General features: G+C 71.6%; 19 protein-coding genes and 3 pseudogenes. 13 read left to right on the top strand and 9 right to left on the bottom strand.

Annotated elements, in window-relative coordinates; all coding sequences use genetic code 11:
- Positions 1-196: 196 nt before the first annotated feature.
- Positions 197-1,897, bottom strand: coding sequence for a BCCT family transporter (locus tag ACLIYP_RS21240; RefSeq protein ID WP_412714714.1), 1,701 nt, complete (start codon positions 1,895-1,897; stop codon positions 197-199).
- 163 nt (positions 1,898-2,060) lie between these two features.
- Here ACLIYP_RS21240 and ACLIYP_RS21235 point away from each other — a divergent pair.
- Both ACLIYP_RS21235 and ACLIYP_RS21230 read left to right on the top strand, forming a co-directional pair.
- Positions 2,061-3,456 (top strand): annotated as a pseudogene (locus tag ACLIYP_RS21235) (MbnB/TglH/ChrH family RiPP precursor modification enzyme).
- A gap of 14 nt (positions 3,457-3,470) precedes the next feature.
- Positions 3,471-4,382: a TIGR04222 domain-containing membrane protein gene (locus tag ACLIYP_RS21230; RefSeq protein ID WP_412714713.1), complete on the top strand. Its 912-nt coding sequence runs from the start codon at positions 3,471-3,473 to the stop codon at positions 4,380-4,382.
- Between the two features lie 81 nt (positions 4,383-4,463).
- Here ACLIYP_RS21230 and ACLIYP_RS21225 read toward each other — a convergent pair whose 3' ends face one another.
- From ACLIYP_RS21225 to ACLIYP_RS21215, 3 genes are all read right to left on the bottom strand, one after another.
- A complete protein-coding gene (locus tag ACLIYP_RS21225; protein WP_412714712.1) occupies positions 4,464-4,670 on the bottom strand; it encodes a DUF397 domain-containing protein in 207 nt (68 codons plus the stop codon).
- Complete coding sequence (locus tag ACLIYP_RS21220; RefSeq protein WP_412714711.1) at positions 4,667-5,515, bottom strand: helix-turn-helix domain-containing protein; 849 nt, start codon at positions 5,513-5,515, stop codon at positions 4,667-4,669. Before ACLIYP_RS21220 ends, ACLIYP_RS21225 begins: the two co-directional genes overlap by 4 nt.
- A 203-nt stretch (positions 5,516-5,718) precedes the next feature.
- A complete protein-coding gene (locus ACLIYP_RS21215; RefSeq protein WP_412714710.1) occupies positions 5,719-6,018 on the bottom strand; it encodes an NIPSNAP family protein in 300 nt (99 codons plus the stop codon).
- Positions 6,019-6,329: 311 nt separating this feature from the next.
- Between ACLIYP_RS21215 and ACLIYP_RS21210 the strand changes: the two genes are divergently transcribed.
- On the top strand, positions 6,330-7,505 hold the full coding sequence (locus ACLIYP_RS21210; protein WP_412714709.1) for a hypothetical protein: 1,176 nt from the start codon (positions 6,330-6,332) through the stop codon (positions 7,503-7,505).
- A gap of 63 nt (positions 7,506-7,568) precedes the next feature.
- On the opposite strand, the gene ACLIYP_RS21205 is transcribed toward ACLIYP_RS21210, so the two are convergent.
- Together ACLIYP_RS21205 and ACLIYP_RS21200 are read right to left on the bottom strand one after the other, a co-directional pair.
- Positions 7,569-7,763 (bottom strand): DUF397 domain-containing protein, encoded by a 195-nt coding sequence (locus ACLIYP_RS21205; RefSeq protein WP_412714708.1) that lies wholly within the window; start codon positions 7,761-7,763, stop codon positions 7,569-7,571.
- Entirely contained in the window at positions 7,760-8,608 is an 849-nt protein-coding gene (locus tag ACLIYP_RS21200; RefSeq protein WP_412714707.1) for a helix-turn-helix domain-containing protein, read from the bottom strand. Before ACLIYP_RS21200 ends, ACLIYP_RS21205 begins: the two co-directional genes overlap by 4 nt.
- 166 nt (positions 8,609-8,774) lie before the next feature.
- Between ACLIYP_RS21200 and ACLIYP_RS21195 the strand changes: the two genes are divergently transcribed.
- Positions 8,775-9,404 (top strand): ATP-binding protein, encoded by a 630-nt coding sequence (locus ACLIYP_RS21195; protein ID WP_412714706.1) that lies wholly within the window; start codon positions 8,775-8,777, stop codon positions 9,402-9,404.
- 88 nt (positions 9,405-9,492) lie between these two features.
- On the opposite strand, the gene ACLIYP_RS21190 is transcribed toward ACLIYP_RS21195, so the two are convergent.
- A complete protein-coding gene (locus ACLIYP_RS21190; protein ID WP_412714715.1) occupies positions 9,493-9,888 on the bottom strand; it encodes a hypothetical protein in 396 nt (131 codons plus the stop codon).
- A 220-nt stretch (positions 9,889-10,108) separates the two neighbouring features.
- Here ACLIYP_RS21190 and ACLIYP_RS21185 point away from each other — a divergent pair, with 220 nt between their 5' ends.
- The 9 genes and pseudogenes from ACLIYP_RS21185 to ACLIYP_RS21145 all read left to right on the top strand — a co-directional run bounded on the left by ACLIYP_RS21185 (position 10,109) and on the right by ACLIYP_RS21145 (position 19,456).
- The gene (locus ACLIYP_RS21185; protein WP_412714705.1) at positions 10,109-10,540 is read left to right on the top strand and encodes an SseB family protein; all 432 of its coding nucleotides are present in this window, start codon (positions 10,109-10,111) and stop codon (positions 10,538-10,540) included.
- A complete protein-coding gene (locus tag ACLIYP_RS21180) occupies positions 10,537-11,181 on the top strand; it encodes a hypothetical protein (RefSeq protein ID WP_412714704.1) in 645 nt (214 codons plus the stop codon). Before ACLIYP_RS21185 ends, ACLIYP_RS21180 begins: the two co-directional genes overlap by 4 nt.
- A pseudogene (locus ACLIYP_RS21175) lies at positions 11,181-15,953 on the top strand (putative T7SS-secreted protein). The gene ACLIYP_RS21180 and the pseudogene ACLIYP_RS21175 overlap by 1 nt, the downstream one beginning before the upstream one ends.
- A gap of 6 nt (positions 15,954-15,959) precedes the next feature.
- Positions 15,960-16,349 carry a DUF7919 family protein gene (locus ACLIYP_RS21170; RefSeq protein WP_237884049.1) on the top strand — a complete coding sequence of 130 codons (390 nt, stop codon included), beginning with the start codon at positions 15,960-15,962 and terminating at the stop codon, positions 16,347-16,349.
- 124 nt (positions 16,350-16,473) lie between these two features.
- Positions 16,474-16,924: pseudogene (locus tag ACLIYP_RS21165) on the top strand (RHS repeat-associated core domain-containing protein); the annotation flags it as partial.
- A gap of 394 nt (positions 16,925-17,318) precedes the next feature.
- Positions 17,319-17,654, top strand: coding sequence for a hypothetical protein (locus ACLIYP_RS21160; RefSeq protein WP_412714703.1), 336 nt, complete (start codon positions 17,319-17,321; stop codon positions 17,652-17,654).
- A 168-nt stretch (positions 17,655-17,822) separates the two neighbouring features.
- Positions 17,823-18,107: a hypothetical protein gene (locus ACLIYP_RS21155; protein ID WP_412714702.1), complete on the top strand. Its 285-nt coding sequence runs from the start codon at positions 17,823-17,825 to the stop codon at positions 18,105-18,107.
- A complete protein-coding gene (locus ACLIYP_RS21150; protein WP_412714701.1) occupies positions 18,059-18,244 on the top strand; it encodes a hypothetical protein in 186 nt (61 codons plus the stop codon). The genes ACLIYP_RS21155 and ACLIYP_RS21150 overlap by 49 nt, the downstream gene beginning before the upstream one ends.
- A gap of 519 nt (positions 18,245-18,763) precedes the next feature.
- Positions 18,764-19,456, top strand: coding sequence for a glycoside hydrolase family 11 protein (locus ACLIYP_RS21145; RefSeq protein ID WP_412714700.1), 693 nt, complete (start codon positions 18,764-18,766; stop codon positions 19,454-19,456).
- 95 nt (positions 19,457-19,551) lie between these two features.
- On the opposite strand, the gene hemQ is transcribed toward ACLIYP_RS21145, so the two are convergent.
- Together hemQ and hemG are read right to left on the bottom strand one after the other, a co-directional pair.
- Positions 19,552-20,268, bottom strand: coding sequence for a hydrogen peroxide-dependent heme synthase (gene hemQ / locus ACLIYP_RS21140; RefSeq protein WP_412714699.1), 717 nt, complete (start codon positions 20,266-20,268; stop codon positions 19,552-19,554).
- Between the two features lie 4 nt (positions 20,269-20,272).
- The gene (gene hemG, locus ACLIYP_RS21135) at positions 20,273-21,685 is read right to left on the bottom strand and encodes a protoporphyrinogen oxidase (protein WP_412714698.1); all 1,413 of its coding nucleotides are present in this window, start codon (positions 21,683-21,685) and stop codon (positions 20,273-20,275) included.
- Between the last annotated feature and the right edge of the window lie 291 nt (positions 21,686-21,976).

Genomic DNA, 21,976 nt, shown 5'->3' with positions numbered 1-21,976 from the left:
CCCGCTCGCGGTCCGCACGGCCCCACGCGGGCGGTGGGAGCGGCTGACGGAGTCGGGCCTGCCGGTGGTGCGCGACGCCGGCTTCACCGGGATCGCCCCGGGCTCGGCCACGGTCGTGGCCGAGCACCCGGCGCTCCCGGCGCGTCCGGTCCGTCCGGCGCCGCGCGGCTGACGGCCGGGGCCGGGGCCGGGGGTTCTACCGCCCGCCCTCGGGGGCCGTCCCTCCCCCGGTGCCCTCGGCCCCCCTGCCGCCCTCGGCGCCCTCGGTGCCTTCCGCGTCCTCGCCGTCCCGCTTCCCCGCGCCCCACTCCCGTGTCCTGCGCTCGCGCTCCATCCGCCGCCGCAGCGCGGCGGGCGGGCCGGTGAGTTCGGGGAAGTCCGTCCGCATCGCGCGGACGAGCGAGTACATCATCAGGAACGCCAGGACGAAGAACGGCAGGCCGAGCACCGTGATCACCTCGGCGAGCGCGTCCAGGCCGCTCTTGCCGGTCGCCGCGATCAGCGTCCCCGCGACCACGCCCTCGGTGATCGCCCAGAACACCCGCTGCCGCGTCGGCCCGCCCTCCTCGCGCTGCCCGGCGCTGAGCATGTCCACCACCAGGGACGCCGAGTCCGAGGATGTGGTGAAGAAGATGACCACGATCAGCACCGAGAGGGCCGAGGCGAGCGTGGTGAGCGGGTAGTTCTCCAGGAAGGTGAAGAGCGCGCCGGGGATGTCGCCCTGCTCCACAACCTCCCGCACCAGCCCGCCCGCACCGTTCAGCTCGATGTCGATGGCGGACATCCCGAAGACGCTGAACCAGACGATGGTGAAGGCCGTGGGCAGCGCGAGGACGCCGAGGACGAACTCCCGGATCGTGCGGCCCTTGGAGATGCGGGCGATGAAGATGCCCACGAACGGCGACCAGGTGATCGTCCAGGCCCAGTAGAACACCGTCCAGGTGCCCTGCCAGCCGGTGTCGGCGAAGGTGTCGTTCCAGAAGGCCAGCGACACCAGCGAGGACAGGTAGACGCCGACGTTCTCGATGATCCCCTTGGCAAGGAACAGCGTCGCCCCGGTGGCGAAGACGAAGAGCATCAGCCCGACGGCCATGACGATGTTGATGTTCGACAGCCGCCTGATGCCCTTGTCCAGGCCGTAGACCACCGAGGTGGTGGCGATGGCGGTGATCACGGTGATCAGCAGCACCTGGACCAGCGAGTTCTCCGGCAGGCCGAACAGCCGCGCCAGTCCGCTGTTGATCTGCATCGTCCCCAGTCCGATGGAGACCGCGACGCCGAAGAGCGTGCCCATCACCGCCGCGATGTCCACGATCCGGCCCGTGGTGCCGTACACCCGGTTCCCCAGCAGGGGGTACAGGACCGAGCTGACCCGGAACGGCATCCCGCGCACGTAGACGAAGTAGGCGAACGTCAGCGACGGCAGGCAGAAGATCGACCAGGTGTGCAGCCCGAAGTGGTACAGCGAGTAGGCCATCGCCATCCGGGCGGCCTCGGTGCTCTGCGGCTCGACGTCCTGCTGGGGCGGCTCGGCGAAGTGGCTGATCGGCTCGGCCACGCCCCAGAACATCAGGATCGTGCCGATCCCGGCGGCGAACAGCATCGCGAACCAGGTCCGCGTGCTGTACTCCGGGCGGTCGTCCTGGGCGCCCAGGCGGATGTGGCCGTAGCGGCTGACGGCGATCCAGAGCAGGTAGACCAGGAAGGTCGTCACGCCCAGGATGTAGAACCAGCCCAGGTTGGTGAGCAGCCAGTCCGAGGCCGTGGCGAAGATCCGGTCCACCTGCTCCGTCAGCGAGATCGCCGCCACCACGAACAGCACGGTGAGCCCGGCGGAGGTGAAGAAGATGACCGGATCGGTACGGAGCCCCAGTAGGCGCTGCAGCTTTTCCAGCATGTACCTCTCCCTGGAGGACTGATCCGATTTTCGTCGTTCCCCGGCCCGATACGGGCGCGACACACGGGCGGCGGCCGCGAACGGACCGGTGCGGGGCCCCGGCGAAAGCTCAGGTGAAGCTCTGAACTCCACCGCGCGGGATTGGTGATCCCTCTGCCCGGAGATGACAACCCCACACGGGGAGGAGCCGTCGAGGGGGGCGGGCGTGGCACGACTGGGTACGGGGATCGGCTGGCGGCCGGGGATCGCGGAAGCGATCGAGTCACTGCCGGACGTCGGCTGGGTGGAGGTGGTCGCGGAGAACGTCTGCCCCGACCACCTGCCGCCGGCGCTGGTACGGCTGCGCGAGCGCGGCACGACCGTGGTGCCGCACGGGGTGGGGCTCGGGCTCGGGGGCGCGCAGCGGCCCGACCCCGCCCGGCTGGCGGCGCTGGCGCGCCGGGCCGGGGTGCTGGAGGCGCCGCTGGTCACCGAGCACATCGCGTTCGTACGGGCCGGGGGGCCGGGGACCGGGGCGCGGGCGATGGAGGCCGGGCACCTGCTGCCGGTGCCGCGCACCCGCGACGCGCTGGAGGTGCTCTGCGAGAACGTGATGATCGCCCAGGACGCGCTGCCCGTGCCGCTGGCGCTGGAGAACATCGCGGCCCTGCTCCCCTGGCCGGGCGAGGAGCTGAGCGAGGCGGAGTTCCTGACCGAGCTGGTGGACCGCACCGGCGTCGGCCTGCTGATCGACGTCGCCAACCTCCACACCAACCGCGTCAACCGCGGCGAGGACCCGCTGGCCGTCCTGGACGGCCTGCCGCTGGACGCGCTGGCCTACGTGCACGTGGCGGGCGGCGTGGAGCGCGACGGGGTGTGGTACGACAGCCACGCCCACCCGGTGCCGGAGCCGGTGCTGGAGCTGCTGGCCGAGCTGTGCGCGCGCACCGATCCGCCGGGCGTGCTGCTGGAACGCGACGACGACTTCCCTCCGAAGGAGGAGCTGGCAGCCGAACTGGCGGCCGTACGGGGCGTGTTCGAGGGGACGGCGCGGGGCGCGGGAGGCGCCCGTGTCTGACACCGGTCCCGGCGCCCGTCCTGTCACCGATCCCGGCTACGGCCCTGACACCGATCCCGGCACCGGCTCCGGCTCCGGCACCGACGCGGCCCGCCGCCGCCTCGCCGCCGCCCAGGCCTCCCTGCTGGGCGCACTGGTCGCGGACGGCCCCGCACCCGCCGGCTTCGACCCCGAGCGGCTGGAGGTCCAGCGCCGGGCGCTGGTCGCCAAGCGGGCCTCCGTCATAGCCGGTATCGCACCCGAACTGCCGGACATCCTGGGCGATCAATACCGTCCGGCGTTCGCCGCCTACGCCCGCGGCCGCCCCATGACCGGCGGGTACCGCCCGGACGCCATGCGCTTCGTCGCACACCTGCTGGAGTCCGACTCCACCCTGTCCCGGTACCAGCGCCGCCGCCTGCGCCGCTGGTACCGCGAACGCTCCGGCCGGGCCCCTCGGGGGTGGGGCCCGGCCGGTCTCCTCCCCCGCCTCCTGCGGCGGTCTGCGCCCGGCGGAATGTAGGCGGGTGGGGTGCCATGTCCTTGTTTGCGCTCATCTCGTACGCGATCCTCGCCGTCTCCCTCGCCCATGTGCTGCTCCGGGCCCTCCTGGCGAGCCGAAGGACGCCGCGCCCGCCGTCCGAGCAGCCGCCGCCCGACCTGTACGAGACGGCCTTCCTCGCGGGCGGCCCCGGCCGGGTGGCCGACACCGCCGTCTGCGCGATGTACCACGACGGCCGCGCGGGACTGGACGATCGCGGCCGCCTGTACGTACTGCGCCCCGACGACGCCCACGGCCCGGTGGAGCGGGAACTGGCGGAACTGTGCGGCCCCGGCGAGGGACTGCGGCTCCGGGAGCTGCGCCCGGCCCTTACGCGCTCCGCGCCCGTGCAGGCGTACGGTGAGGCGCTCGCACGGCGCGGCCTGCTGTACCGGCCCGAGGACCACCGTTGGTGGCGCCGCGCGTGCTGGGCCCACTTCGCCGTCTGCGCCGTCGTCTGCGCCGCGGCCCTCGTGGCCGCGGCGGCCGCTTCCGACCCCGCGGACCACGCGCGGGATTACGCGGCGGACGTGGCCCCGGTGCTGGTGCCGGCCGCCCTGTCCGCTCTCGTCTGCCTCTTCCTGCTTCCCGAGCGCGACTGGAACAGCGCGGCGGGCCGCCGCCTGCTGCGCGACGGATCCGCTCGGTGGGCCGAGCACGGCCGGGTGGGCGCGGTGGCCGTCCAGGGTCCGAGGGCCATGGTGGGCAGCGGGGACGAGTTGCTGCTGCGCGCCGAGCTGCGCTGGGCGGCGGCGGGCGCCACCGGCCTCGCGTGGGCGGCCGGTGACGTCGGGTGGTGCAGCGGGGGCTCCGGCGGGCCCTCGGGGGGATTCCGGCACGGCCACCTCGGCGGCTGCGGGGGTGGCGGAGGGTGCGGAGGCGGTGGCGGCTGCGGGGGCGGCGACTGACGGCGGGACGCTCTCAGACGTCCCGCCGTCCCGGAAGCCGGACGCACCCCCGTGGCACTCCGCTCGGATCGCCGGTCGGCGTTACCTCGCCGCAAGCGCCGTGAACGCCGCCCACTCGTCCCGGCCGATCCGGAGTATGGGCCCGCCGCCCGCAGCCTTGGAGTCCCGTACGTACACGGCATCCGGCCCGGCGGCCACCTCGACGCAGTCCCCGCCGTCCGATCCGCTGTGGCTGCTCTTGAACCAGTGCAGCTCGCCCGCGTTGTCGGTCACCTGTTCCACGCTCATGTCTCTCCCACCAGCCGCTCGATGAGTCGTGCAGACTCCTCGACGTTCAGGGCCTGCGATCGCAGCTTGCCATAACGCAGGGAGAAGGCTCTGACCTCGGAGACATCCGATACGACGCATCCGACACCCTGGGACTCGAAGTAGCCGATGTCGCGGTGCTCCTTCGTCTCCAGGACCACGAACGGACCGTTCTTCCCCGGGTGGAATCCGCGCCCGGCGGGCATGACCTGCACCTCGACGTTCCGCAGCGCGTTGACCTCCAACAGACGCCGCCACTGCTCGCGCATGACCTCCGGGCCGCCCACGGGATCGCGCAGCGCCTCCTCGCCGATGATGAACGACAGCTCCGCCATCGGTACGCGCGTCAGCAGCTTCTGGCGGCTGAGCCTGGCCTCGGTGTGCTGGTCGATGGTCTCCTCGCTCAGCGGCGGGCAGTGCCCGCCGAAGACCGCCCGCGCGTAGCCCTCCGTCTGCAGCAGGCCCGGCACCAGCAGCGGGTCGTAGGAGAAGCGGCTCAGTGCCTCCGACTCGAGGAGCGCGAAGTTGCGGAAGAAGCGCGGCAGTTTGGCCCGTTCCACGTCGTCCTGGAGGACTTCCAGGACGCCCCGCGCCCCCAGCGCGCGGTCCGCCGCGATCGTGAACGCGGCCTTCGCCGGCCGCCGCCCCTGCTCGACCGAGGCGACCTGCTCCAGCGAGTAGCCGATGGCGTCCCCGAGCTTCTGCTGACTCAACCCGGCCTGCCTGCGGAGGTGTTGCAGCAGCCTGCCGTACGCCGACCACACTCCCGGCGGGTCGCCGCTGTCCTCCTTCACCCGTACCGCACGCCCGTTCCGCGTGTCCCTCACCGCCCTCACACCCCTTCGTCCCCGGGTCCGTCCCGCTCGTCCGAGCCCCCGGCGGCTTCCGCCGTCCGTCACCGCCGGGGCCATGTCCAACGCGGCCCACGCAGGCCTGGGTACGGCCCGGGACCCGTACAACGCCCGTACAAGGCACGGTTGTACGGGTCGCCGGTGGCCGGCGCAGGCCCGGCCACCGGCGGTGCGTGCGGTCAGCGGACCCGCTCGACCGTCCGGTCGTCGGTGCGGGTGAGGTAGTCGTCCGGTTCGAGGCCCATGGCCTTGCGCCGGGGCGAGGCCCAGTACACGGCGTTGCGTTCCGCGAACGTCCCGGGGCCGTCGTAGGAGATCAGCCAGACGAACCGGTTGCGTTCCCTGTCCACCCAGGCTCCGTCGACCGTGAAGCCAAGTGCCAGGCGCAGCGGGACGATCTCCTCGCGCCACCGTTCCAACCACTCGTCCAGCATTCCGTCCCGGACGGTGTACGTGCGCAGTTGCGTGGTCTTCGCCAAGGCGGGCGTCCTCTCCGGTCGAGGGCCGCGGCCCGCATGTTCGGGGGCGGCCCGGTATCGCGGACTCGCGCCATCGTCCGCCGTACGCCGCCTTCCGCTTCGCGGGATCGGAAGGAAGGGGGCAGGGCACATATGTCCAGGCGATCACCCCTCCGGGGGCACTGGGAGGCAACCGCCCAGCGTGGGGCCGTCCGTTCCCCCGACACCGATGGCAGAGCACCGTCTTGGCCGGAAAACGCCTGAGTCGCCCGATCGGCTCAGGGAAAGGATGCGCTCGTCACTCAAGGCGACAAGGGAGTTGCGTGGGGTTCATGTCGAGGCGAAGGAAGCCGCCCAAAGAGAAGCTCGATGCCTGCGACCAAAGACTCGGCGATCTCGGCAAGGGGGTCGACCGGGTCAGTCAGGAACTCGCGGAGATCCGCACCGCACTCACCGAGGCGGCGGAGAAGTCGCAGCCGCAGGCACTGAGCGGAGAGCTCCACAGACTCCGGAGAACCGCCTCCGACGGGATCAGGATCCTCCAGGAGGAGAACCACGTTCAGCTACGGCGGCAGGAGGAGATCCTCAGCCGCCTGGGCGAACTGCGCCTGGAGATCACCGGCGGCCGTACCGGGGCACACCCGCCGCCCGTCCCAGTCCTCCCCAAAGCTGGTGAGCCGGACAAGGCCGGTGAGGCCGAAGGCGAAGCAGAGGAGACGGACGGGGCCCCGCCATCGGATCCGCTGAGTGAAGCCCCCGGTACGCAGGACAGCCGACGACAGGAGGAGTGCGCAGTGCAGGAGCAGGACGGCGAGCGGCCGGAGAGCGTGGACGGCGTACCGGAGTCCCCGAGCGGAGCGGCTTCCTCCCGGGAGGCCGAGGAGACGCCGGAAGAGCGCGTGAGAAAGGTGAAGAAGGCCGCAGAACAGACCCTCCGGAACCGTTCCGAGGGCTCCCGCGGCCACACCGACCGCACTGCGGCGTCCCCGGCAGCGGACGACCGGCGGCTCCACGGCGTCCACGCGGGCGGTGGAGACGGGCAGCGACCGGGATGGCAGGACAGCGGCCAGGCGGCGCCGCGCGACCCGCTGGCCGAGCACGCGGAACTGCTGCTGAACGCCGCCGGGGTGTCGCGCGCCGAACTGGTCTGCCACCGCGACACCTGGGAGTTCCTGCTCGTACAGGCCGCGCGGCACCCGCGCTTCCGCGTTCCCGGGACGGTCGAGGAGGACGCCGAACACGGCCTGGTGTGGACGCACCTGTCCGGGCCCTCCCTCATCGCCACCCTGATCAGCCTCTGGAAGACCCGCGAGAAGGCGAGCGAGGAGGTGGACGCGGACTGGGCGATGGCCACCGTGCTCTACGACCGCATCCGCGACCGGCTGACCGAGGCCGGGCCCGGCGACGGACGCCGTACCGTCCGCATCGTGCTGGACGACGGGGACGGGCCGGAGGAGACGGCGGCGGCCGCCGAGGCCTCCGCCGGGGAGGAGCCGGAGGCCGCGTAACCCCGCCCGCTCACACCGCTGTGGCCCGGACGGCGTCCGGGCCACAGCGGTGCGGGACCGGGCTCAGCGCCCGGCCGCGAGCGCGACGAAAGCGGCCCATCCGTCGCGGCCGATCCGCAGTACGGGACCGCCGGCCGTCTTGGAGTCCCGCACGTACACGGCCTCCGGCCCGGCGGCCACCTCCACGCAGTCCCCGCCGCTCGTTCCGCTGTAGCTGCTCTTGAACCAGATGCGTCCGTCAGGCTGGTCGGTGGTCATAGCTCCCCTGCCACGCGCTCGATGAGACGTGCGGACTCCTCGGTGCTGAGGGCCTGCGTCCGCAGCATGCCATACCGCATCCAGAACTCGCTGACCTCGCGGCGGTCACTCCGAACGCTCACCACGTCCTGCGCCTCGACGTAGACGTACTGGCCGTGGCCGTGCGTCTCCAGCAGCACCATGGGACCGTTGAGCCCGCTGTGGGCGCCTCGTTCCGTGGGCATGACCTGGATCTCGACGTTGCGCATCCTGGAGCACTCCAGCAGCTTCTCCAACTGCTCCCTCATCACCTCCCTGCCGCCGACGACGCGGCGCAACGCCGACTCCTCCACGATGAACACGAAGACGATCGCCGGACTCCTCCGAGTCAGCAGCGCCTGCCGGGCGAGCCGGGCGACCACTCGCTGTTCGACGACCTCCTCGGCCAAGGGCGGGAAGTGGGAGTCGAGGAGCGCATGGGCGTACCTCTCCGTCTGGAGCAGCCCCGGCACGAGCAGTGGGTCGTAGGAGAAGCGGCTGATCGCCTCCAGCTCCAGTGCCGCCACGTCCTGGAAGAACGCGGGCAACTGGGCTCGGTCCACGTCCTCCTGGAGGGTGTCCAGCGCACCGCCGGCCTTCAGCACCCGCTCCGCCGCGCCGGTGAACGCGGCCTTCGCCGGCCGCCGCCCCTGCTCGACCGAGGCGACCTGCTCCAGCGAGTAGCCGATGGCGTCAGCCAGGGACTGCTGGGTGAGGCCTTCGCGTTCGCGGAAGAAGCGGACGAGCTTGCCGTAGGCGCTCCACGCGCCGGGCCGGTCCCCGCCGCCGTCTCCGGCGGGCCTGGCACGCTCGTTGCTCCTGCCCATCGTTGTTCCCCCTGGTCCGTCGTGGGTGCACCTCCATGGCGAACCGCGCCGATGCCGGGCAGGTCACGGGCGACGGCCGTACAGCCGCCGTACAAGGGGTTCGCGCAGGGGCGTGTACGGCGGTCCGACCTGGCCGTACGCCCTTGTGTGACAGGACGGTTACGGCATGCGACACCAGAGTTCCGCCGCCGGGCGGCCCACCACACGCCCCACCGACCACCCAGCCGACCGCCCCGCCGGGCAGGCCGCCGAACAGGACACCGGCGCACCGCGGTTCACCACCCGCCTCAGCGGCACGCGGCGGGGCGCGCGGCTGGCGCGCAGGCTCGCCGTGCAGCAGTTCGCCGAGTGGACCGGCCTGCCGCACGGCTGCGACGCCGCGCACGCCGTCGCCCTGGTGACGGCCGAGCTGGCGGCCAACGCCGTCACCCACGGCAGCCTTCCGGGCCGGGACTTCCGGCTGACGCTGCTCCTGCCGTCCGAGCCCGTCCCGCACGGGTCCACCGTGCGCGAACCAGCCGCGCACGAACCGGCCGTGATGCGGATCGAGGTGACCGACACCCGGCCCGAACGCCTCCCCCGCCACCCCGCGGCCGAACCGGGGCCGCCCGACGAGGCGTCGGGGCGGGGGCTGCTCCTGGTCGCGGTGTACGCCCGGCACTGGGGGTGCGAGGTGCGGGACGCGTTCACCAAGACCGTCTGGGCGGAGGTGCCGCTGCGGCAACCGCCCTCTTGCCCGCCTTCCCGTGCCGGGCAGGCACCGGCGCAAGCCTTCGGCCGCCTGGACGAGGTGTGACTCCTCCGCCGGCCACCCGTCGGCCGGGAGGGCCCAGCGGCGCGGGCGGGGCGCGGTGCCGCCGCGTGCCGGACTCGGTGCGCAGGGCCTACCGCGCGGCCGTCCTGGTGAGTTCCAGGGTCGGCGGCCCGTCCGGATCGGTGTTGAAGTACACCTTCTCCGGGCCGCTCGTGTAGAGCTGGACGCCGCCGGTCCTGCCGAGTCCGCCGTCCTCGACCGACAGGTAGATGAAGTCGCTGGAGGCCTGGTCGCCGAGGAAGTCCCACTCTCCGCTGAAGTCGACGGGATCGGAGACCCCGTCCATCGACACGTCGGTGGCGGAGAACGTCCCGTCGGAGCCGAGCACGATCTCGGCGCCGGTCGCCTCGTCGCGGTACACGCCGGGCAGTTCGTCAGGATCGACCGGGTCCGTGCACCCCGAGGCGAGTACCGCGGAGACCGCCAAGGCAGCGGCGAGCCACCGTCCACCCGCCCTTTTGCTCATCACGGTCTCAGCGTAGCGCCGAGTTCGGCGACCTGATCTCGGGGGCGTCGGCCGGGAGCCGCGGACGGTCCCCGGGGCGAAGAGGTCGGTCCCGGAACTCCGGCATGGGGCCACCCCAGCGCCGGGCGCACCGGCGCTGTCGTATTCCGGTCGATCAACTGCTTTGCAGAAGTACAGTATTGGCCGACCAGCAGGGGCGGGAGTCGAACGGGGGCACGGGGTGGATCTCGTCGGGGAGATAGCCGCGGTGCGCGCGGGGCGGGGGAATCCCCGCGCGATGGTGGGCGAGTTGCGCCGCACGGCGGTGCTGGTGCCGCTGGTGGACGGCGGGCTGCTGACCGCCGTGTACGGGGGCGTGCGATGGATCCACGCGTTCACCGACGAGGCGGCCATGGCCCGCTTCGCACGGCTCAAGGATGCCGCGCCCGGCGAGGAGTGGGAGTACGCGGCGCTGCTGGGGGCCCGGCTGCTGGACGTCGTCGTCCCCTCCATGGACGGCCCGGCCGGAGTGGCGGTGAACGCCGCCGACGAGGACGGCTCGATGCTGTTCCCGCCGGTCAGCGGCATCGTGCCGGACGCGGCGGCGGTGGACACGGGCCCGGACGGCAAGGGCGGCATGGGCGGCGCTGAGCGGGACGGGGGCGCGCGGTGAGCGGCGACGGCGACCTGAAGTTCTCCAAGGAGGCCCTGGACCTCATCACCAAGGGCCTCAACGGGGCGATCGACGAGCTGAAGGAAGTGGGGAGTTCGGCCACCGGCTCCCTGCAGGGCGCGGGCTTCGACGGGATGGCGATGACCGCCATGGAAGCCGGTCACTCGGGTCTGGCCAAGGACTTCGAGGGTTTCTGCGAGGACTGGGCCTGGGGCGTGCGCACCCTGGTCATGGACGCCAACGGGTTGGCGGCCCGGCTGGGGCTGGCGGCGGGGCTGGTCCACGAGGAGGACCAGTACTGGCAGGGCACCTTCAAGGTCGCGGCCAACTCCTTCGTCGGCAATCCCCACCTGTCCGAGGACGAGATCACCCAGCGGGAGTGGGGCGAGCTGGTCTCCCTGGACAACTACAAGCCCGACTACAGCATCGAGTCGTTCCAGCAGGCCGGCGAGGAGATGGCGCAGACCTGGAAGGACACCGGCCGCACAGTGCTGACCGAAGGTCAGGGCGGGGAGCGGACGGAATTCCTCAACGACGCCCTGGGCATCGACGACCAGGCTTTCGACCGGGCGGTGGACGACGCCTTCGGTCCCTCGCCGGAGGAGCGGGCGCAGCGGCAGGGTGGCGGGGGTGAGGACTGATGGGCTGGCGTGACTTCGTTCCCGACGTCATCGAGGACAAGGCCGAGCAGGGTGTCGAGCTGATCGGCGAGGGTGTCGAGAAGCTGGGGGACGTCGGTGCCGACCTGCTGGAGGAGGCCGGCTGGGAGTCCGGCGCGGACTGGGTGCGGGACAAGTCCCGCTCCGCGGCCAACGCCCTGGGTGCCGACGTCGACGAACTCCAGCTCGGGCAGACGGAGGACCCCAGGAAGCTGATCTACGGCAGCGCCTCGAAGCTGCGCTCGACCGCGGGTCACCTGAAGGATTTCGCCAAAGCCTTCGACCGCGTCGGCCGCGGCATCAAGGGCCTGGACTCCGGCGACCTCCGGGGCGAGGCGGCCGACGCCTTCCGCACCAAGGCGGCCCAGGAACCCCCGAAGTGGTTCAAGGCGGCGGACGCCTGCGAGAAGGCCGCCGGCGCGCTGGAGGACTTCGCCGGCACGGTGGAGTGGGCCCAGGGCCGGGCGAAGGAGGCGATCTCGAAGTACAAGGCGGCCGTCAAGGCCTCCGAGGACGCCCGGGAGGCCCACAACGCCAAGGTCGACACCTACAACAAGGCCGTCAAGGCGTACAACGCCAAGGTGGAGGCCGGACAGGACCCGGGCACGCCACCGGTGTGCCCGGCCGCCTTCAAGGACCCGGGCCCGGCCAAGGCCGAGGCGGCCGAGGAGATGCTCTCCGAGGCCCGCAAGCAGCGCGACACCGCTGCGGAGAAGGCCCGCTCGGCCGTGCGGGCCGCCCGGGAGACGGCGCCGGCCGAACCGTCCTACGGCGATCAGGTCAAGCTCGGCGTGGTCGGGGCCGGGCTGGACGCCTCCCACTTCTACGGCGGGGTCATCAAGGGCACCACTGGCCTGGTCTCCTTCGTCCGCAGCATCAACCCCAGCGACCCGTACAACATGGCCAACCCGGCCGAGTACGCCACCAACCTCAACAGCACCCTCTCCGGACTGGTCCTGGCCGCCAACGACCCGTGGGGCGTCGGCCGGCAGATGGTCACCGACTTCATGAAGGACCCGGCCGAGGGGCTGGGGCGGCTGGCGCCCGACGCGGCGCTGGCCGTCGCGACCGGCGGCGCCGGGGCGGGCGTCAAGGGCGTGCGGATCGCGGCCGACGCCGCGGACGCGGCAGCGGACGCGGCAGCGGACGCGGGCAAGGCCCGCCGCGCCCTGGACAGGGACGGCCCGGAGCAGCACGGCAGCAAGCCGGAGGAGCGCGACTCCGGCGGCACGGACCCGGTGGACCTGGCCACGGGAAAGATGTTCCTGCCGCAGACGGACATCACCCTGCCCGGTGCGATGCCGCTGGTCTTCCGGCGGTACGTGGAGTCCGGGTACACCGCCGGGCGGTGGTTCGGGCCGTCGTGGGCCTCCACCGTCGACCAGCGGCTGGAGGTGGACGCCGAGGGCGTGGTGTTCGTCGCCGAGGACGGGCGGCTGCTGGCGTACCCGCACCCGGCCCCCGGCGTCCCCACGCTGCCGTCGGCCGGCTCGGCGCGGATGCCGCTGGAGCGCACACCGGACGGCGGCTACACCCTCACCGAACCGGACACCGGACGGGTGCGGCACTTCGCCCCGCCGGCCGGGGGCGAGGGCGGCGGGGCGGACGGTGTGGCGCGGCTGGAGCAGATCACCGACCGGGCCGGGCACCAGATCCTCTTCGCCTACGACGAGGCCACCGGCGCCCCGCTGCGCATCGAGCACAGCGGCGGCTACACCCTGCACCTGACCGTCGAGGAGGGCCGCGTCACCGCCCTTTCGCTGGGCGACCGGGTGATCAAGCGGTACGGCTACACCGGCGGCCACCTCACCGAGGTCGCCGACTCCTCGGGGCGGCCGCTGCGGTTCGAGTACGACGACGAGGCCCGGGTGATCGCCTGGGTCGACTCCAACGACCGGCGCTACGACTACGTCTACGACAACCTGCACCGGTGCGTCGCCGAGGGCGGCACCGAGGGCCACATGCAGGTCCGCATCGCCTACGACGGGATTGACCCGGACACCGGCCACAAGGTCACCACGCTGACCACCGCCGCCGGACACGCCACCCGCCATGTGATCGACGACCGCTGCCGCACGGTCGCCACCACCGACCCGAACGGCCACACCACCCGCTACACCTACGGCGACCACCGGCAGCCGCTGACCGTCACCGATCCCCTGGGCCGCACCACCTCCTTCGCCTACGACGAGCACGGGCGCCTGACCGGCCTGACCCGCCCGGACGGGCGGCGGGTCGCCGTCACCCGCGACGGCCTCGGACTGCCGGTCGAGGTCCGCGAGGCGGACGGGGCGGTGTGGCGGCACGCCTACGACGAGCGCGGCCTGCGCACCGCCACCACCGACCCGGCCGGTCACACCACCCGCTACGCCTACGACGGGCGCGGCCATCTGGCCTCGGTCACCGACGCCCTGGGCCAGATCACGTCCGTGCGCTGCGACGCGGCCGGGCTGCCGGTCGAGATCACCGATCCCCTGGGCTCGGTCACCCGCTACACCCGCGACGCCTTCGGCCGTCCCACCGCTGTCACCGACCCCCTGGGCGCGGTCACCCGCCTGGAGTGGACGGTCGAGGGCAGGCTCGCCCGCCGCACGGGCCCGGACGGGGCCGAGGAGTCGTGGGAGTACGACGGTGAGGGCAACTGCGTCCGCCACACCGACGCGGCCGGCGGGGTGACCACGTACGAGTACACCCACTTCGACCTGCTGGCCGCCCGCACCGGCCCGGACGGGGTGCGCCACACCTTCGAGCACGACGCCGAGCTGCGCCTGACCCGCGTCACCAATCCCCAGGGGCTGAGCTGGTCGTACGAGTACGACCCGGCCGGGCGCCTGATATCCGAGACCGACTTCGACGGCCGTAGCCTCTCCTACTCCTACGACGCGGCCGGTCAACTGGCCGCCCGCACCACCCCACTGGGCGAGACCGTCGCCTTCGCCCACGACGAGCTGGGCCGCCTGGTCCGCAAGGAGGCCGGGGGCCGGGTCACCACCTTCGCCTACGACGCGGCCGGACGGCCGGTGGAGGCCGTCGGGCCCGACGCGGAGGTGCGCTGGCACCGCGACCTGCTGGGGCGGGTGAAGACCGAGCTGGTGAACGGCCGGGCCCTGTCGCTGTCCTACGACGCGCTGGGCCGCCGCACCCGCCGCACCACCCCCACCGGGGCGGTGTCGTCCCTCGCCTACGACGCGGCCGGCAACCGCACCGCCCTGACCACCTCCGGCCGCACGCTGGGCTTCACCCACGACGCCGCCGGGCGCGAGACCGCCCGCCGCATCGGCGAGCACCTCACCCTGGCCCAGTGATGGGACCCGGCCGGGCGCCTGACCGGCCAGACCCTCACCGCCGGCCCGGATGCGGCCACCGTCCAGCAGCGCACGTACCACTACCGGCCGGACGGCCACCTCACCGCCGTCGACGACCTCCTGACCGGCCACCGCGCCTTCGACCTCGACCCGGCCGGCCGCGTCACCGCCGTCACCGCGGCCGACTGGAGCGAGACCTACGCCTACGACGCGGCCGGCAACCAGACCTCCGCCTCCTGGCCCGCCGGGCACGCCGACGCCGACGCCATCGGCGAGCGCGCCTACACCGGCACCCGCCTCACCCGGGCCGGGCGCTTCCGCTACGAGTACGACGGAGCCGGCCGCACCGTCCTGCGGCAGCGCGTCCGGCTGTCGAAGAAGCCCGACACCTGGCGCTACGAGTGGGACGCCGAGGACCGCCTCACCACCGTCACCACCCCGGACGGCACCCGCTGGCGCTACCTGTACGACCCGCTGGGCCGCCGCATCGCCAAGCAGCGCCTGGCGGCGGACGGCGAAACCGTGGCCGAGCAGGTGGACTTCACCTGGGACGGCCCGGTCCTCGTCGAGCAGACCACCACCTCGCCCGATCTGCCCCACCCGGTCGCCCTCACCTGGGACCACGACGGCCTCACCCCCCTGGCCCAGACCGAGCGCCTCCTCGACCCAGGCGACCAGGCCGAGATCGACCGCCGGTTCTTCGCCATCGTCACCGACCTGGTCGGCGCTCCCACCGAACTCGTCGACGACACCGGCCGCATCGCCTGGCACACCCGCACCACCCTGTGGGGCACCACCACCTGGAACCGCGACGCCACCACCTACACACCGCTGCGGTTCCCCGGCCAGTACCACGACCCCGAAACCGGCCTGCACTACAACTACTTCCGCTACTACGACCCGGCCACCGGCCGCTACACCACCCCCGACCCCCTCGGCCTGGCCCCCGCTCCCAACCCCGCCACGTATACGACGAACCCCCATGTGCAGATCGATCCACTGGGGCTCTCTCCGTGCCCACCCGAACTCGACAGGCGACCTCGGCCACCGAGCCATGGGCAAGGGAACGGAAATGACTGGGCCGCGAACGTGACCCAGAGAGGAAGAACGGACAATTCCCAGGTCATCTCGGGACACGGATATTACGAGATGGGTGCGGGCGACATGATCGTGCCGCCTGGCACATGGCTCAAGTTCTATGTCGAAGACGGTGGCCGCCTCAAGGATTCGATAGGGTTCGAAATCGAGACCGGAGGAAACAGAAACCCCACTGAGACATTCGGCCCCGGAAAGAGTCTCCCAAATTACACCGTGGACGTCCCCAGGGATCTGAACATCAGCAGCAGATCGATAACGGTGAATGCACCGACTCGCCTTAGCGAGATAGTGAACGAGGGCATGGGGGCAGTGCACGTGGTAATCTGTCGCGAACACAAGAGCCCCTGGTGAGGCAGTATGACCTATTATGCAGACCTAACACCGTATTCATACGACGAGGTTGACTCCAGTAACACTCTCCTGAACGTGGGATGGCTGTCGCGCGAGCACGGATACAGAACTGGAGAAGCCCCGGAGGGGCTCATCGAAGCTCTGGCAAAGCTGGCAGAGAGAAAAGTCAACATGCAGCGCGGCATGCATTTCTGCGAGCTATGTCCAAGTTTCGAAGTGGCCAGGGAAAACACTTCCCGAGGAAACACCTTCATCGGTAGCGGAGAAATCCGGGTGCCGGGGCGTGAAGGAGCCGTCTACGCCGCCCCCGCTATGATCGTTCACTACGTGGAGAGCCACGCCTACCTGCCGCCCGAGGAATTTATCGAATCGGTCCTCGCCCTGGGCTCAAGCTGAAGCACCTCCCTCAAATATGGGATTCACTGGGCGCCCGATCCTCGGCCGGCATTACCAAGGGAAGCATATGAAGGGCCTGAATCCGTAAGGATGAAAGGTTTCCCGATTCGGTGACCGGGTCGGTCAGACCACCACCTCGCCCGATCTGCCCCACCCGGTCGCCCTCACCTGGGACCACGACGGCCTCACCCCCCTGGCCCAGACCGAGCGCCTCCTCGACCCAGGCGACCAGGCCGAGATCGACCGCCGGTTCTTCGCCATCGTCACCGACCTCGTCGGCGCTCCCACCGAACTCGTCGACGACACCGGCACCATCGCCTGGCACACCCGCACCACCCTGTGGGGCACCACCACCTGGAACCGCGACGCCACCACCTACACACCGCTGCGGTTCCCCGGCCAGTACCACGACCCCGAAACCGGCCTGCACTACAACTACTTCCGCTACTACGACCCGGCCACCGGCCGCTACACCACCCCCGACCCCCTCGGCCTGACCCCCTCCCCCAACCCCGCCACCTACGTCCACAACCCCCACACCTGGTGTGACCCGCTGGGTCTGGCACCTGCCGATGGTGGGTGCGAGAACGGAGGCAGTTGGGATCCGGAGGAAGAGCCATACCTCTACCGCGGGGTCGGCTACGCAGATTCGTCGTCTCCGCCTGAGTGGCTGAAGATGTACGAGGATGCCCGCCGAGGAGTGGCGGAGCCCCTCGGCGGGCATTCCGACCCCCAGCTTCATGCAGGCGGCCGGACAGATAGTGAATTCACTTCGTGGAGTACTTACTATGAAGATATGGCACTCGAGGAAAGCTATCGAGGAAACGGTCCTGGGGTAGTCTTGAGAATCCCCAACGCAGACACCCCGGATTATCACCGTGTTCCGGGCCTAAGATATCCATACCCCGAAGGGGAAGTGACAATCAGGGGCACCGTGCGCGGCGCAGAGATCAGCATAAACGGAGGGCCATGGATGCGCCCAAGCTGAGGGAACTTCTCAGCGCCTATTCGACCAATGATCCGGATTTCCAGAAAAGCAACTGGCACGTACCCGATGACGCTGCCATCGAATGCGGCACCGTTAGCCGAGACTCTCTCCTACATACATACCGAAGACGCCTCAAAAGAACCAGAGAAAACCACACCCTGCACACCAAAACGGAAAATCTGGTGGCCTTCCTCCGAGACTATCCGGAAGAAGAGCTCACCATGGTCAACTATTACACGAGCGAAGGGGAGATGAGGCTATTTCTTGCAAATTACGAGTGTTCAAGAATCCTTTTCTGGATGTCCATGTTCAAGTGATGAAAAACCACATCTCCGACACCAGTCAGACAAAAAGAGAAAGCGTTCCGGCCTCCAGGCATCGGATAGCAGGCAGGGGCGACATGGCCACTGCATCCGGAATCAAGGCCCAACGAGCTTCCGACTCTCCGGGGTGGGCTTCGCGCGAATGAGGTACGTGATTTCGGCATGCCGCAGGCGACCATGCTGCACTGCGACACCGAGGCAGCCGAGCTGATCTGCCTGCGGGACCCTGCGGTCCCGGACGCGCCCCTGGAGGCGCGCATCGGCATCGCCCCCGGACTGGCGCTGCTCGTTCAGGACGGCGCCGTCGCGGGATGGAGTCTGGCCGCCCCGACGCGCTACCTCACCAGCGGGTACACGGCCCCGGCCAGTCCCCGCCCTCCCCGGGCACCCGGCGGCAGTTGGCCGAGTGCCCGGCCCTGCTCGCCCGGCACCTGGCCGACGAGGTGATGGACGAGGAGCCGGGCGCCTGGCACCGGCTGCGTACGGCCGAGCGGGTCCTGCGCAACCAGCGGGAGGACCGGCGCGGAGCCGAGATCCTGCACCGGCTCGTCATCCGCACGGTCGAGGACTACGGGAACTGGTGACGGACGCCGCTGTCACTGGAGTGGGCAGGGCAGACAGGTCCGCGCGGTGGCACGCCCTGCTCCCCGCACCGGCTGGACGCAGGCTCGTCGCGCCATGATCAGCACCCCGGAAGATTTCCGGAACTTTTGAAGGCGATGGCCTTCCTGTTACCTCCAGGCATCAGGGCTTCGTCGAGCGGACCCGGGGGCGAGACGCCAGCAAGCCCGCTTGACCAGGTATGACTCCCCCTCTGCGGGGACGCGACAGATAGTCAACTCCCGTAAATTTTCCGGGAACTGTTGACAACCCAAAGGCCTCGGACCAACCTATCGGCATCGACAGGCCCCACCGCTGTCGAGCCGGGTCACCCGCCGTGGCCCGGGCCTTCCGGCCGCCCGCCCCCACGGCGGCCGGCCGTCCCCCCACCGTCGTCGACACGACGCAGGCGCACGGTGGCCGCCCCACGGCCGCCGGCGGTACGCCGGGTCGTGTCGCGCTGCCCGGCCCCAGGGCCGGCCTTCGCGAGGAGGAAGCGAAGCATGGACAGGAACGACGCCCCCACCCCCAAGTCGATGAGCCGCAGGGGCTTCGTCGGCCGCGCCGGCGCCCTGGCGGTGGCCACCTCCGGGCTGATGCTGCCGGGTACCGGCATCGCCCACGCCCAGACCGTCACCTCGAACCAGACGGGCTACCACAACGGCTACTACTACTCGTTCTGGACCGACGCCCCGGGAACGGTCTCCATGACCATGGGCTCCGGCGGCAACTACAGCACCTCGTGGCGCAACACCGGCAACTTCGTCTGCGGCAAGGGCTGGGCCAACGGCAGCCGCCGTACCGTGCACTACTCGGGCAGCTTCTACCCGTCGGGCAACGGATACCTGTGCCTGTACGGCTGGACGTCGAACCCGCTGGTCGAGTACTACATCGTCGACAACTGGGGCACCTACCGGCCCACCGGGGAGTACCGGGGCACGGTCAGCACCGACGGCGGCACGTACGACATCTACAAGACGACGCGCTACAACCAGCCCTCCGTCGAGGGCACCAGGACCTTCGACCAGTACTGGAGCGTCCGCCAGCAGAAGAGGACCGGCGGGAGCATCACCACCGGGAACCACTTCGACGCCTGGTCCCGCGCCGGGCTGCGGATGGGCAGCTTCAACTACTACATGATCATGGCGACCGAGGGCTACCAGAGCAGCGGAAGCTCCAACATCACGGTGAGCTGACCGCGGCTCCCGGCCCCGGCCGGGACGCAACGAGCACCCCGCCCGTGGCACGGCGGCCCCTCCGGCCGCCGCGCCACGGGCGCGTGCCCCGGGCGCTACGCCAGCCCCGCCACCAGCTCCGCCAGGTCCTTGCGGCGGCCGGTGTAGAAGGGGATCTCCTCGCGGACGTGGAGGCGGGCGCGGGAGGCGCGCAGGTGGCGCATCAGGTCGACGATGCGGTGCAGCTCGTCGGCCTCGAAGGCCAGCAGCCACTCGTAGTCGCCCAGCGCGAAGGAGGCGACGGTGTTGGCGCGCACGTCCGGGTAGCCGCGCGCCATCTTCCCGTGCTCGGCCAGCATCTCGCGGCGCTCCTCGTCCGGCAGGACGTACCAGTCGTAGGAGCGCACGAACGGGTAGACGCACACGTACGCGCGCGGCTCCTCGTCGGCGAGGAAGGCCGGGACGTGCGAGCGGTTGAACTCGGCGGGGCGGTGCAGCGCCATGTTGGACCACACCGGCTCCATCGCGCGGCCCAGCCTCGTGCGCCGGAAGAGGTTGTACGCCTCCTGGAGCGCGTCGGCGGTCTCCGCGTGCCACCAGATCATCACGTCGGCGTCGGCGCGCAGCCCGGAGACGTCGTAGGTGCCGCGCACGGTGACGTCCTTGGCGGCGAGCTGGTCGAACAGCTCCCGGACCTCCTCGGCGTGGCCGGCGCGGTCCTCGGGGAGCGCCTCGCGCAGGCGGAAGACGGACCACAGGGTGTAGCGGATGACCTCGTTGAGGTCCTTGGCCTTCTTGCCCGCGTTGGGCGTCTTGCGGGGTTCAGCAGTCATGGTCTCATTCTCGCGCGGTGTCCGGGGCGGCCGCTGGCCGGGCCCTCGATCCGGAGTGGAGCACCGACTCGGCGGCGGTGCGGGCGCTCGCGATGCACGCCGGGATGCCCACGCCGTCGTACGCCGCGCCGCACACCGCCAGGCCGGGCAGGGCGGCGAGGTCGCGGCGCACGCGGGCGACGCGCTCCAGGTGGCCGACGGGGTACTGCGGGAGTCCGCCGTTCCAGCGGGTGACGGTGGAGTCGACGGGGCGGGCGGTGAGCCCGATCGCGGTCCGCAGGTCCCCCAGGGACAGTTCCACCAGGTCGGCGTCGTCGCGGCCGAGGACCTCCTCCTCGCCGTAGCGGCCCAGGGAGGTGCGCAGGACGAAAAGGCCGGGGTCCTGGGCTGCGTTCCAGTGCCACTTGTTGGTGGAGAAGGTGGAGGCCTTGACCGCCCGGCCGTCGGCGGCGGGGACGAGGAAGCCCCGGCCCTCGGGCGCCCGGGCCAGGTCGCGGCGGTGGAAGGCCATGGTGACCAGGGCCATGGAGGCGTACTCGATCCGCTCCAGCTCGGCCGCGGCGGCCGGGGAGGAGTCGGCCAGCAGCCGTGCGGCGGCGGGGGCGGGTACGGCCAGGACCACCGCGTCCGCCTCCAGCCGGCGGCCCGCGGCGACCGCCGTCCAGCCGCTCCCGGTGCGGCGCAGCTCGCTCACGGGGGCGTCGGTGCGGATGTCCGCGCCCGCGGCGCGGCAGGTGTCGGCGACGGCGCCGGGCAGCCGTCCCATGCCGCCCTCGATGCCCATGAAGACGGGCCCGTCCTGCCGGCCCGCCGCGGCGCGCTCCTGGACGCCGCGCACGGCGGCCAGCAGGGAGCGTTCCCGCCGGGCCGCCTCGAACAGGGCTGGCACGGAGGCGCGCATCGAGATCCGGTAGGCGTCCCCGGCGTACACCCCGCCCAGCAGCGGCTCCACGAGCCGGTCCACGACCTCGCGGCCCAGGCGGGCGGCCACGTACTCGCCGACGGCCACGTCCTCCCCGACCTCGGTGCGCGGCAGTTCGGCGTCCTCGGCGGCGCGGGCCAGTCCGTCGGGCGAGACGATCCCGGCCAGGACGGCCGGGTCGGCGGGTACGCCCATGACGTGGCCGGTGGGCATCGGGCGCACCTCGCCGCGGGTCCAGACCGCCGCGGTGCCCGTGGCGGGCGGCTGGAGGGCGTCGCCGAGACCGGCGGCGCGGGCGAGGTCGAGGCCCTCGGGGCGGCGGGCGAGCATCGACTCGGCGCCCAGGTCGACGGCGGCGTCCGCGATCCGCCCGGCGTACAGCTTGCCGCCGAGGCGGGAGGAGGACTCCAGGACGGTCACGCGCGCGCCGCCCTCCAGCAGGCGGTGGGCGGCGGCGAGCCCGGAGATGCCGCCGCCGATGACGATGACGTGCATGGCCCCACTCTCCCAGACCGCAGCCGGCTCTCGCGCGCCGCCCCGGCCGGAAGGGCTCCGGCCGTGCGGTGGGGCGGCGGCATGGCAGCGGCAGGACGGCGGTGGCCTTCCCGAGTCCCGACCGTGACCGCTTCGCTACCGGGGAACGGCAACCGGTCCGCGCGGCCGGCCGTCCAACTCCCGACATCCACCGATGTGTTGGGGGGCATTGATGTTCACACGCAGGTTCGCGCCCACGGCCCGCGCCGGCGCGCCGGCGCGGCGCGGGGCGTCGGCCGCGGTGCTGCTGGC

The sequence above is a fragment of the Streptomyces nanhaiensis genome (assembly GCF_046614825.1).
GTDB lineage: Bacteria > Actinomycetota > Actinomycetes > Streptomycetales > Streptomycetaceae > Streptomyces > Streptomyces radiopugnans.
Note: the sequence above shows the minus strand (reverse complement) of the source record. Positions and strands in the feature narration are given on the sequence as shown.

What these genes read in the sequence shown, in the direction of transcription:
- ACLIYP_RS21240 (WP_412714714.1), bottom strand. Translation starts at nt 1,897, where the DNA reads ATGCTGGAAAAGCTGCAGCGCCTACTGGGGCTCCGTACCGATCCGGTC.
- ACLIYP_RS21230 (WP_412714713.1), top strand. Translation starts at nt 3,471, where the DNA reads ATGTCCTTGTTTGCGCTCATCTCGTACGCGATCCTCGCCGTCTCCCTC.
- ACLIYP_RS21225 (WP_412714712.1), bottom strand. Translation starts at nt 4,670, where the DNA reads ATGAGCGTGGAACAGGTGACCGACAACGCGGGCGAGCTGCACTGGTTC.
- ACLIYP_RS21210 (WP_412714709.1), top strand. Translation starts at nt 6,330, where the DNA reads ATGTCGAGGCGAAGGAAGCCGCCCAAAGAGAAGCTCGATGCCTGCGAC.
- ACLIYP_RS21205 (WP_412714708.1), bottom strand. Translation starts at nt 7,763, where the DNA reads ATGACCACCGACCAGCCTGACGGACGCATCTGGTTCAAGAGCAGCTAC.
- ACLIYP_RS21200 (WP_412714707.1), bottom strand. Translation starts at nt 8,608, where the DNA reads ATGGGCAGGAGCAACGAGCGTGCCAGGCCCGCCGGAGACGGCGGCGGG.
- ACLIYP_RS21195 (WP_412714706.1), top strand. Translation starts at nt 8,775, where the DNA reads ATGCGACACCAGAGTTCCGCCGCCGGGCGGCCCACCACACGCCCCACC.
- ACLIYP_RS21190 (WP_412714715.1), bottom strand. Translation starts at nt 9,888, where the DNA reads ATGAGCAAAAGGGCGGGTGGACGGTGGCTCGCCGCTGCCTTGGCGGTC.
- ACLIYP_RS21170 (WP_237884049.1), top strand. Translation starts at nt 15,960, where the DNA reads ATGACCTATTATGCAGACCTAACACCGTATTCATACGACGAGGTTGAC.
- ACLIYP_RS21160 (WP_412714703.1), top strand. Translation starts at nt 17,319, where the DNA reads ATGGATGCGCCCAAGCTGAGGGAACTTCTCAGCGCCTATTCGACCAAT.
- ACLIYP_RS21155 (WP_412714702.1), top strand. Translation starts at nt 17,823, where the DNA reads ATGCCGCAGGCGACCATGCTGCACTGCGACACCGAGGCAGCCGAGCTG.
- ACLIYP_RS21145 (WP_412714700.1), top strand. Translation starts at nt 18,764, where the DNA reads ATGGACAGGAACGACGCCCCCACCCCCAAGTCGATGAGCCGCAGGGGC.
- hemQ (WP_412714699.1), bottom strand. Translation starts at nt 20,268, where the DNA reads ATGACTGCTGAACCCCGCAAGACGCCCAACGCGGGCAAGAAGGCCAAG.
- hemG (WP_412714698.1), bottom strand. Translation starts at nt 21,685, where the DNA reads ATGCACGTCATCGTCATCGGCGGCGGCATCTCCGGGCTCGCCGCCGCC.